Origin of the sequence: Pseudobutyrivibrio xylanivorans DSM 14809 (assembly GCF_900141825.1) — a bacterium.
Taxonomy (GTDB): Bacteria; Bacillota; Clostridia; order Lachnospirales; family Lachnospiraceae; genus Pseudobutyrivibrio; species Pseudobutyrivibrio xylanivorans.
In genome coordinates, this window is record NZ_FQYQ01000023.1 from 1 (window position 1) to 11914 (window position 11914).

13 protein-coding genes are annotated in these 11914 nt (G+C 34.9%); all 13 read left to right on the forward strand.

Annotation, left to right across the window (positions count from 1 at the left end; all coding sequences use genetic code 11):
• A partial coding sequence (locus BUA88_RS12870; RefSeq protein WP_072918716.1) for a polysaccharide biosynthesis protein occupies window positions 1–801 on the forward strand: 801 nt, incomplete at its 5' end.
• Window positions 802–920: 119 nt separating this feature from the next.
• Window positions 921–1643: a hypothetical protein gene (locus BUA88_RS12875; RefSeq protein WP_072918718.1), complete on the forward strand. Its 723-nt coding sequence runs from the start codon at window positions 921–923 to the stop codon at window positions 1641–1643.
• A gap of 329 nt (window positions 1644–1972) precedes the next feature.
• Complete coding sequence (locus tag BUA88_RS12880) at window positions 1973–3265, forward strand: AAA family ATPase (RefSeq protein WP_072918721.1); 1293 nt, start codon at window positions 1973–1975, stop codon at window positions 3263–3265.
• Complete coding sequence (locus BUA88_RS12885; protein WP_072918723.1) at window positions 3265–3774, forward strand: hypothetical protein; 510 nt, start codon at window positions 3265–3267, stop codon at window positions 3772–3774. Before BUA88_RS12880 ends, BUA88_RS12885 begins: the two co-directional genes overlap by 1 nt.
• Before the next feature lie 167 nt (window positions 3775–3941).
• Window positions 3942–4148 carry a hypothetical protein gene (locus BUA88_RS12890; RefSeq protein WP_143151440.1) on the forward strand — a complete coding sequence of 69 codons (207 nt, stop codon included), beginning with the start codon at window positions 3942–3944 and terminating at the stop codon, window positions 4146–4148.
• Between the two features lie 68 nt (window positions 4149–4216).
• Window positions 4217–5437 (forward strand): glycosyltransferase family 4 protein, encoded by a 1221-nt coding sequence (locus BUA88_RS12895; RefSeq protein WP_072918726.1) that lies wholly within the window; start codon window positions 4217–4219, stop codon window positions 5435–5437.
• Window positions 5434–6051, forward strand: a complete 618-nt coding sequence (locus BUA88_RS12900) for an acetyltransferase (RefSeq protein WP_072918728.1) — start codon at window positions 5434–5436, stop codon at window positions 6049–6051. Before BUA88_RS12895 ends, BUA88_RS12900 begins: the two co-directional genes overlap by 4 nt.
• 94 nt (window positions 6052–6145) lie before the next feature.
• Complete coding sequence (locus BUA88_RS12905) at window positions 6146–6622, forward strand: hypothetical protein (RefSeq protein WP_143151441.1); 477 nt, start codon at window positions 6146–6148, stop codon at window positions 6620–6622.
• On the forward strand, window positions 6623–7027 hold the full coding sequence (locus BUA88_RS12910; protein WP_072918733.1) for a hypothetical protein: 405 nt from the start codon (window positions 6623–6625) through the stop codon (window positions 7025–7027).
• Between the two features lie 9 nt (window positions 7028–7036).
• Window positions 7037–8182: an RCC1 domain-containing protein gene (locus BUA88_RS12915; protein ID WP_072918736.1), complete on the forward strand. Its 1146-nt coding sequence runs from the start codon at window positions 7037–7039 to the stop codon at window positions 8180–8182.
• A 158-nt stretch (window positions 8183–8340) separates the two neighbouring features.
• Window positions 8341–8979, forward strand: coding sequence for a sugar transferase (locus BUA88_RS12920; protein ID WP_072918738.1), 639 nt, complete (start codon window positions 8341–8343; stop codon window positions 8977–8979).
• A 224-nt stretch (window positions 8980–9203) separates the two neighbouring features.
• Window positions 9204–10133: a DUF6602 domain-containing protein gene (locus tag BUA88_RS12925; protein WP_242939623.1), complete on the forward strand. Its 930-nt coding sequence runs from the start codon at window positions 9204–9206 to the stop codon at window positions 10131–10133.
• Window positions 10134–10283: 150 nt separating this feature from the next.
• On the forward strand, window positions 10284–11870 hold the full coding sequence (locus tag BUA88_RS12930) for an SIR2 family protein (RefSeq protein WP_072918741.1): 1587 nt from the start codon (window positions 10284–10286) through the stop codon (window positions 11868–11870).
• Window positions 11871–11914 lie beyond the last annotated feature (44 nt).

An 11914-nucleotide genomic window follows, 5' to 3' on the forward strand; every position in this document is an offset into this window, starting at 1 on the left:
CCAGGCGTAGATTTCATTTTCCATGCAGCAGCACTTAAGCAGGTTCCATCTTGTGAGTTCTTCCCAATGGAAGCTGTTCGTACAAACGTAGAGGGAACCGATAACGTGCTTCACGCAGCTGTTGAGGCTGGCGTTCAGCGAGTTGTTTGTCTTTCAACAGATAAGGCTGCATATCCAATCAATGCCATGGGTATTTCAAAGGCTATGATGGAAAAGGTTATCGGCGCTAATGCTCGTGTAGCTGCTGGTAAAACTACTATCTGCACCACACGTTATGGTAACGTTATGTGCTCTCGTGGTTCGGTTATTCCTCTTTTTATCGACCAGATTAAGGCAGGAAATCCTATCACAATCACAGACCCTAACATGACTCGTTTCCTTATGAATCTTGATGAGGCAGTTGCTCTTGTTATGTTCGCATTCGAGCACGGCGAGCCAGGTGATTTATTCGTTCAGAAGGCAGATGCCTGCACAATCGGCGACCTTGCAAAGGCTGTTCAGCAGACATTTGGCGATACAGGTACAAAGATTATCGGAACACGTCACGGCGAGAAGCTTTATGAGACACTTCTTACAAATGAGGAGTGCGTTCGTGCCATCGATATGGGTGATTACTACCGAGTACTTCCTGATGGTCGTGATCTTAACTATGACAAGTTCTTCGTTGATGGCCAGGTTCAGACAATGGCTTCTGATTCTTACACATCACACAATACAAAGAGACTTGATGTTCAGGGCACAATTGACAAGATTATGGGGACGGACTATGTGAGGGAGATGCTGGAGAGCTGGAAAAAGTAGGCTATTGGATATAAATGCCACTATTATATAATAAAATAAACAATCTGTGGTATATGTTGAGGGTAAATTTTTGAGATAAAAGAAAGATGATGAGGGAAAACTAAGAAAGAAGGCTTGATGTGATAGAGGAATTTCACGAAATATGTAATGTATTGGTTTCAAAATTGAATTCAAGAAATGTTAAGATATCTAGAGATGTAGTAGTTGAGGGCATAGCTCTTGCAAATCCGGTAGTCGGAGTGGCGGCAACAGGGGCAAATTCGTTCTTGGATACATTGGATAACTATTTGCTTAGTCGGTTGCTGATGGGTTTGTCAAGTGGTTTGAATCAGGAGAAACAAATTAATGATTTATATAATTTTGTGAAAACTTCTGAGGAAAGAGCTTTTTTAGTCGGTACAATATTTAAGCAAACTATGGCTTCTCAATCTCCAAAAGCTTGTGTTGTTATGGGCAAAATTCTAGCAAATCATATAGGTGATAATGAATCAGATTTTACTAGAGATGAAATAATAGCGCTTACAGCCTTGGCAAATGCAACGGATTATGATTTAGAAAGTTTCAGTATCATAATGAGGCAATGTGTTAAGAATGATGAGAATGGCGCTAAAAGAATATCATATAATAAATCGATAGATAAAATTGAAGATATGATTCCTGAACTTAATAGCACATGTGCATGGTGTACATATAATCGCTTATTTACATACAATCCAATGGAATGGGGAAGTTTTGACGGTGAAAAGTTGATTGTTGATACACATTATAAGATAACGGCCTCATCAGAAATTTTAATTAGATGGATAGATGAGGTTAAGCAGATTTGGGATTATGGCAAATAAACATTGAGTGAGATTAGGCAATTGAGTGGGAAATCCACTTTATTGGAATCGGAATAAGATTATGTGACATATAAAAATGAAGAATTTTTTGCGCACTGGAATTTCAATGGTAGAAAGTAATACTTTATTATTTGCATATAAGCTTATGGGTATTGAAATATACGTACATGGTTTATGTAAATAATGAGTGAAGTTTTTAGGCAACAATACACTGTCAATTATATATATTATAGAAGATTGTAGTGGATGATATATAAAATGAAATGACTTATTATAAATTTTAAAGAGCTTGAAATTCAAAGGCTTTGAAAGTTATGGAGGGACTATAGATGGAAAAAATATTAATTGAAAATTTAGGACCTATTAAACACTTTGAAACTTTTTTGGAGAGTGATTTATATACTGTCATAGGTGAACAAGCTAGTGGGAAAAGTACTATAGCAAAATCAATCTTTTTCTTTAAAAGTATAGGGGAAGAATTTGAAAAATTTCTTATGGATGAATTGAGTATTTTCGCAGGAGGGGAAATAGATGTTTCTCTAATTAGTTTCAAAAAAAGACTTAGAACAAAATTTATAGAATTGTTTGGGACAACAAAACATATGATGCCTTTTAAAATGAAGTATGTGTCAGATAATGATGAAATAGTTATTTCGTTAAGACGAGGTTATGCAAATATTGCATTTTCTAAAGAATTATCAAATCAATGTTATTCCGCAATTATGGCGGCTAGAGATTATGCCGAAATGATGACTGCCGGAACTGAAATGGCAGATTTTGGATTATGGATAAAACGACGTGATGATTTATCTGATGTGATAAAAAACCTATCAAGAAAAGTTTTCAAACAAGAGTATGTATCGATATTTGTTCCAGCTGGCAGGAGTATTTTGGCTACAAATTCAGAATTTTTTCATGCGTTTACACCTAATAAATATGATATATTAATGAATGATTTCATTGAGAGAATAAGATTACTACAAAAACAATATTCACAGTCACTAGAAGATATTGTAGAGGACAGAAAAAAATTAAGTACAGTTGAGATAGATTTTGATAGTGTAAAAAGAGCTAAAAGTTTAGTAAGAAAAATTCTTAAAGGTGATTATATAAATGATCAGAATGGTGAAAGAATCTATTATGATGGAAGACGATATGTAAAATTGATTCAAGCTTCCTCAGGACAGCAAGAAGTACTGTGGATAGTATTATTATTATTTTCTATTATATTAAATAAGCAGAAGGTTTTTTTGACTATTGAGGAGCCAGAAGCACATGTGTTTCCTAATGCGCAGAAGGATATTATAGAATTGATAGCTTTAATGATAAATTCGACGGATAGTACAGTGGTATTGACTACCCATAGTCCGTACGTATTGACGGCAGAGAATTTGTTAATGTATTCATCTAAAGTAGAAGGGGATAGTGAATTAGAAAAAAGTGTAGTAGATAGGAAATATCGAATAGATTATAAAAAAGTACAGTCTTATTTGATAAAAAACCAAGAAATAGAAAATATAATGGATTATGAGAATGCAATGATAGATGCGACTAAAATTGATGAGGTATCAATGTTAATAAATGAATCCTTGGATAAATTATTAGATTTGGAGGAAAACTGATGTGTGATTTATTTACAGATTGTGTCGAAAACATTCAGCTGAAAAGCATACCTCATACTAATTGCAGTAGTTTAAATTGTTTTGAACATTCTGATACTAGAAAAAATGTTAAGGTTGAAGAGAATAAGAAGAAATACTTAATAAATAATTCGTTAGCAAAAAAACTTACGGTGCTGAAAGTTGATGGAGGAATGATAGACAATTCAAGTCAAACTAAATGTGACTATTTAGTATTGCAAATTGAAGATAAGATAAGTATATTTGTTGAATTAAAAGGTTCTGATGTAAAGCATGCTTTTGAACAGTTAAGTGAGACGATAAATAGTATGAATGCGTGCTTGGAAGATTATTCAGTCTATGCAAGGGTGATTTGCTCATCGAAGCAAAATGTGCCCAATTATAATGCTTGCCCACAGTATGTAAAATTAAAAAAAATATTGAAGAAACACGATGGTGATTTAGAGATAAAGAGTATGGAGTTGACAGAAGATATTGCAAAATTTTACTGAAAGATTTCACTTTATAAGTAGGTTGATTAGACACTTGTGAATGCGATGATTACGTTTGATTGGGGGGCCGCTGAGGATAATAGAACAATTGATAGTATCATAATTACATCTTATAATGACAAGAAATATAAAATATATTAGGAAAATCGTATTCAAAAAAGATGAAGATGAATCGCTGGCTGGAACGCATGGATATTATCCTACTATTATATTCAGGCTATCTTATTAGAATCATTGTAAATGCTCCATATGGAGCATTTACGTTTAACTATTACTTTTTGTTCGAGGCAACCGCCATTACAAGCAAGTACTTGTTTGCCGCTGGTTTGATGGTCTACAGATTGATTTTTTCAGCTGTTGGAGCAGAGGAATAAATAGTGTATAATTTGGACTGTGAGGTATAATCTTCACAGTCTTATTTTTTGCGAAGGTTTTGGTACATATGAATATATTGTTTTTGTCATTACTAGATTTTAATTCATTAGATGAAAGAGGGATATATACAGATTTATTGCGGTATATAGAGTATGCGGGGCATACTGTATTTGCAATATCTCCAGTTGAAAAGCGAAATGGTGGTGAAACCAGGTTGATTCGCGAAGAAACATCTTGTATTTTGAAGCTAAAAATAGGAAATATTCAAAAGACAAATGTAGTAGAAAAGGGTATCACTACGGTTACTCTTGAGAGGCGGTTTGTTAATGCTATTAAGAAGTATTTTGGGGATGTTAAGTTTGATTTATTACTTTATCCTACTCCGCCAATCACCTTTTGTGGAGCGGTGGAATATGTAAAGAAGAGGGATGGGGCTAAATCATATCTTATGCTCAAGGATATATTCCCACAGAACTCAGTGGATTTAGGAATGCTCAGTACTGGAGGTTTGAAAGGGCTGATATATCAGTATTTTTGTGCTAAGGAAAGAAAACTATATGAGATTTCAGACCGAATTGGATGTATGAGCCAGGCTAATGTGGATTATGTGTTGGAGCATAATTCTTGGTTGGATGCTGAGAAGGTGACCATGTGCCCTAATGCTTTAGAGGTAATTGATAAATCTGTGGATTCTAACACCAGAACAGCAATCAGGAATAAGTATGGAGTGCCTTTGGATAAAAAGGTTTTTGTTTATGGAGGTAATCTTGGAAGACCTCAGGATATCAAGCATTTAGTTGCTTGCATTGATAGCCAGAAAGAAAAGGATGACGTGTTTTTCCTGGTTGTAGGTGATGGCACTGACTATGATGTTATGGCTGATTATGTGACTACTGCGTCTCATGATAAGGTACGTTTAATGCAACGCTTACCACGTGAGGATTACGATACATTAGTTGGAGCATGTGATGTTGGCCTGATTTTCTTAGATCACAGATTTACTATACCAAATTTTCCTAGTCGATTATTAAGCTATATGCAGGCAAAATTGCCAGTGCTTGCAGTTACGGATGCGAACACGGACATTGGTCGAATAATAGAAGACGGCAATTTTGGATGGTGGTGCGAGAGCGATTTTGTTGATAAGTTCGTGACTGTCATGGAACAGGTTATGCATGCGGATTTGAGCATTGGACAGAATGGGTTCGAGTATATGAAAGAGCATTACAATGCTGAGAAGGTGGCGAAACAGGTATTAGCTGAGGTGGAGCGGATTAGATATAAATGAAAAAAATTGTGATAATAGGTGCTAGTGGGCACGGAAAAGTGATTGCTGATATAGCACTACGTTGCGGATATGACGAAGTCGCATTTTTAGATGATAATCCTACAATTAAGACAGTGGGAGAATATGAGGTTTTGGGCGCAAGTGATTTGGCTAGAGAGCTAGCATCTGAAGGTTATGATTTTGTAGTAGGTATCGGTAATGCTGGCATTCGTGAAAGGATACAGAATAGATTACTAGATGTTGGTTGCAATGTGGTAACTCTAGTGCATCCGAGTGCGACTGTTGCTTATGACGTCACAGTTGGTAGGGGCACAGTTGTAATGGCTGGTGCAGTTATTGAATCGGGAACCGTTATAGGGCATGGATGCATTATTAATACGTCGGCGAGTGTTGGATCTGATAACGAGATTGATGATTATACACATATATCAGTAGGTTCAACTTTAGGAAATAAGGTCTGTGTTGAATCAAAGTCTTGGGTTGGTATTGGCGCTAAAGTATCTGATGAGGTCAAAATATGTAGTGGTGCAGTGATTGGTGCCGGAACGAATGTGACTGAGGATATTATTGAGGATGGAATTTATGTAGGCGCGCCAGCTAAGAGGATAAAATAAATAAATGAAATTCATTGGCGAAGCCGATTTTAAGTATCTACATATATTTTATGGGATTATAAAAAATGTAACGTGAGGAAAGAAATTCATGTGCTTGAATATTAAATTTATAAAACCTAAGAAGAAGTATATCAAATTTACAGGTAAAGCAATGTATTTTTGGGATATCATGAAAATATTTACGAGGCTTATTAGTACTGTTGCAATACAGTTGGTTCCTATATGGATACTAATTATTTTAAGCCGTTGTTTGGATGTTAGTTTTCGAATCAATGCATTTTTGGAAAATATTTTGGTGTATAACATAGTAGTGGGGGGAACGTTTTTAATAGAAGAAAAGCAAGAAAATGGTAACGGTAGGCAACATATAAAATTATTATCGGTATTAATTGTAATATTGGCTTCTGTGACTTATGCGGGACTATTATTGACCACAGATTCTATAGGATCTGCTGGATTAAAGATTAAGGAAGAGACATTTTTAAAGTTTACAGTGGCTATATCACAATTCACAATGCTAATACAGTATTTTGGGATAGAGAAGGATAGCGTAAGTGGAGGTATGGACTAGATGATAAAATTTATAAGCGATTATTTTATCATAATAAGCAGTTTTTTAATAATCGTTGTAATATTAGGATTATACACAAAACATTATCATAATATGAGAAAGCATTACATAGTGATAAATGAAAGTGGAAACTTAAAGAAGAAGTTTATATGGTGGAAAGAAATAAATATAGAATGTGGGGATTGTAATGTAAGAATTGAATATAAAAATGGCGGTTTTTATTTGGAGGATAATAGGCTTAGAAGTGGAGATGTTATACACAGAGGTGAAGAAATAACAATAAAATATCTTGAGAAAGAGGCCGTTTTTCCATGGAGAATGCTTCCATCTTTAACAATAATTTTATTGTTTACATTATTTCTTTATTATATTTTAAATTATGTTAGCATAACGTACAGAATGTAGGTAAAGAGAATGTTAATAAAAAATATTAGAAAAAAGATATCATATGTAATTATATTGTTTGTTCTAATAGCAATGACATCTTGCGGAGATAGTGCGTCATCAAATAGTAATAATCAGCATGAAGAGAACAATTCTAATTACAAAGATATATTAGAAGAAGGGGATGTTATCGAAGATAGTGATAAAGAAGAGACAAGTGATTGTGAAGATGCACAAGAAGAAAAAATAGATGAATTTATAGCAGAGAGGGCAACGACCATTTCTGCTGGAATCAGGGCTATATCAGTTATAGGAGATAATAGCGAAGTGTCTTTTTATGGCGATGGTTTTGCTGGACAGGACGCATCAAAACAATGGAAAGATATGTTGTCAATTTCGGTGTTTGGAAATTATGTAATTGGACTAAATTGTGATGGGGAAGTAAAAATATGTGGAGATAGTACGGAAAAGCTAAATATTTCTGATTGGGAAGATATAATAGCTGTGGATACAGGGGAAAACTATGTTATAGGTTTAGATAGAAATGGGAAAGTTTATACGGCGGGGCATAACGGTGACGGCCAGATTGATGTTGACTCATGGGAAAACATTAAATTGATTTCCGCTGCATGGAGACATACCGCTGGAGTTTCTGAAGATAATCATATATACATTACTGGATACAAAGCAAAAAAACAGGAAAATGAATTGAATAATCAACTGAAAGGTAACTATGAGATAGTAAAAGTTGCAACGGGAGGTGGTTATGAGAAATATAGTGGTCATACGGTAGTATTGACTTCTGATGGAAGAGTATTCGCATCTGGTGATAATACATATGGACAGTGTAATGTGGAAGACTGGTCAGATATTGTTGATATTGCGGCTGGGGATTGGCACACTGTTGGTGTGAAGGCTGATGGAACCGTTGTTGTAACTGGTGATGCGGGAACTAATTATAGTGGTAAAAATTCATTTGATAAATGGAAAGATGTAATAGCGGTAAGTGCTGGTAGAGGATATACGTTAGGTCTTACTGTTGATGGAAAGGTATTAACTGCGGGTTATGACAAACAGAATGAAATGGGAGTACTAAAAAAAGAAACTCAGGAAATGAAGCGTATTAAAATCTATGATGAATGGTGGACTATGAAAAATACGAATATAAAAAAATAGGGTAACAATGTAAAGCTTATTTCATCGGCGAAGCCGATTACAATCCATCCTTGCTCGCGTAAGCGAGTGGTCTAGGGAGTTCGGGTAGACCTGGCCACGGAGTGGGCGGGTAGGAATGGTCATATAATAATTAAAAATAGTTTGTAGGATAAATACTTATGTATGCAAATTGCTTTAAGAGAATAATAGATTTTGTTTTATCTTTAGTGGGGATAATTGTGCTGTCCCCACTATTTGTGATTTTAATATTGTTAGGATTCATATTCATGGGAGGCAATCCATTCTTCACACAGGAGCGGCCTGGATATCATGAGCGTGTATTCAAGTTGGTGAAGTTTCGCACAATGGATAATCGCAAGGATGCGTCAGGGCAGTTGCTGCCAGATGAGGTGCGATTGAATAAATATGGACGGTTTTTGCGTAGTACGTCGTTAGATGAGTTGCCGGAGCTTTTTAATATCCTTATGGGGCATATGGCGATTGTTGGGCCACGACCTTTGTTGGTGAAGTATCTTCCGCTTTACAATGAGGAGCAGTGCCACCGTCATGATGTGCGTCCGGGGCTTACTGGCTATGCGCAGGCTCATGGGCGCAACAGCGTGTCTTGGGAGGATAAGTTTGCCATGGATGTGTGGTATACACGGAATGTGTCCTTAGGGCTGGATGTGCAGATCTTGATTGATACTGTGAAGTCGGTGGTGAAGAAGGAGGGCATCAGCTCTGAGACTTCGGCTACCATGGAGGCGTTTATGGGGACGCCGGATGGGGTGGAGAGTAGCTGGAAGGGGCCAAGGTAATAGATATAAAGAATCAATTCTTAGATTTGTTAAGGTTATATTGTACTGTAGTTGCGCGTGTATCTAAATTCTTTATTAGAACATAAATGCTTGGAGTTGTCATGTATTTGAGACCTAAATTCGGCGATTTGTTTATATAAGATAAACGTTGAGGCTGCAGGGCTCGATTGATAGTATGTGAGTAGAGCTATAAGTGATGTTGGCTTCGGGGAGGTAATGATAAAATGATTGAAAAAATGGGGGCTGGAATAGATAATTCGAATCACGATTTATATAAGTTTTTTAAAAGAGCGAATGATGATATTGCAAAAGAGTATAGCCGCATATGCGAAAGAGTTAGTGAAGATCCTGGAACGGCTGGTGACCAAGGAGAGGAAAACTGGAAAGAACTATTGTCAAACTGGCTGCCCCAGTATTTTCCAATTGTTACTAAAGGAAGAATAATTGGGGAAAACGGATTAACTAGCCCACAAGTTGATTTATTGGTGTTATCCCCAGATTATCCTAGACAATTACTAAATTGTAAAGAATATTTATCAGGTGGAGTACTTGCCGCGTTTGAGTGTAAGACAACCTTAAGAACGGCTCATTTGGAAAAATTTATGATAAATTCGGCTAAAATAAAACAAATTGGTGGACAACGAGGTACTACATTACATGGGGAGTTAAATAGTAATATTTACTATGGACTGCTAGCACATTCACACTCATGGAATAAAAAGAATTCTCGCCCGGTACAAACTATAAATAATGGTATTTATCGTTATGACAAAATGCATATATCACATCCGTATGAGATGCCCGATATAATTTGTATTGCAGATTTAACAACATGGAGTTCAGCTAAATTTCTAAGCCCTAAAAATGGGACTATGATAGGAATTGATGATTGTATAAAAACGGTGTATTTTCAAGCAGTATCAACCAATGGAATGTATACTCCGGTAGGAGAGTTAGTATTTAACATGTTAGATTATTTGGCTTGGGATTATGTGAGTATAAGAAAGCTTGTTTCGTACATGAGAAAAATGAATATAGCAGGAAGTGGTCAAGGGGATTCTAGAACATGGAATATAGATTGTTTATCGAAAAAAGTTCAAAAAGGGCCGTATACTAATGGTGGATTTTGGAATGAATGGAATATATGTCAATAGACTGATGTAAATTTCAATATTTAAATGCTTATAATGTGCATACATGATATCTATGATGTAAAATTTGACACGGTGAATTAGTATTATTTCTATAATATGTGGTAAAATTAACATATTAAATATATTATAGGGTGAACGTAGGAAAAAGATATGGGAGTATTAGAAGAAATTGTAGAATCAAATAGACTTCCAGTTTTATTTATTGGAGCTGGGTTTTCTAAACGGTATTTATATCGCTATCCATCATGGATGGAACTGTTGGAATTATCGTTTGCAAAATTTGAACCAGATGTATTTCAACTTCAAAAACATATTGATGGGTGTAAACGTAAGGGGATGAGTGAGTTTGAGATAAATGCATATCTAGGAACAGTTATAGAGGATGGATTTAATCAGGCTTTTTTTGATAGAAAAATTTCAATAAATGTTGGAAATAAAAAGAATCCAAGTTGGGTTAAAAGAAGAATATCTCCATATAAAATGTTTTTGGCTGATTTTTTTAGGAGGCAAAAATTAAATCGTTCTCCAGAACTTTCAGAAGAACTAGATAAATTGAAAAAATTAAAGAGTAAAATTGCGGCCGTCATCACAACAAATTATGATTCATTTCTTGAAAATCAAGTTTTTACTAATGATTACAATGTTTTCGTGAGACAGCACGAGCTTTTTTCACCAGATAGTTATGGCATAGCCGAAATATATAAAATTCATGGTAGTGTGACAGATGCTGAGTCAATAGTTATAACTGAGCAAGATTACAAGAATTTTAAAGAGTCTAGGAAGCTTATTATTGCTAAAATGCTTACATTATTTTCGGAGTCACCAATTATTTTTATGGGATACTCATTTAGAGATGAAAACATCAAAGAAATAATTGAGGATTTTTTGAGTTGTCTTTCGGATGAACAGCTCTCTAATATTAGAAAACATTTTATATTTATAAGTTATAAAAAAGATGAGCAAAATTTAGTTGAAATTGAGAGGACTATTACCACTAAGAATAATATAGAAATACCATTTGTGGAAATTCAGACGGACAATTATGGGCTGGTATATGATCAGTTGGCTAGAATTACGCCTGGAATATCACCTCTAAGGGTAAGAGAAACTAGAAGATTGGTAAAAACAATTGTGGATCAAAAAATGACCTCTGCTGAAGCTCAATCTATAATAGTTGGAATAGATGATCTTTCTAAAGTGGATTTGACATCAAAGCCGTTGGCGATTGCGATAGGTTATAAAGATAATATTTTAAACAAATATGGATATGGCTTGTTGGAGGATAATCAAATTTTTGAAGATATAATTTTTGATAATAAGAAATTTGATTGTGAAGCCATGTGTTCTGAACGATATAAGAATATTGCAATTACAAGATTGTTACCGGTTTTTAAATATGTTAAAAATCAGCATATTATAGAAGATAGTAAATTAGATAATTATGTAAAAACTCATGATTCATTAGATAAAATTGTTTCAAGAAAAATAGCAGAGACTTTTAAAAATTTTCCTGAGTATGATAGTTATGAGCAATTGTATCGAAACATGATAAATGCAGAAAATTGCCGAAAAACGGCAATGTCTATTTTGAAAAATATGGATAATCTAACCATTGATGAATTAAGAGAGGCTTGCAAGTATTTATTCGAAAAGTATCCTAATGAATTTGCGACTGAAACAAATGCTAAAAGATGTATATTATGTTTGGATATTAGAGAGAATTATCTGAAGAAGTGAGAAAGAAAAAAGCTAGTGAACCTTTCCTAGTAAAACCAGGAACA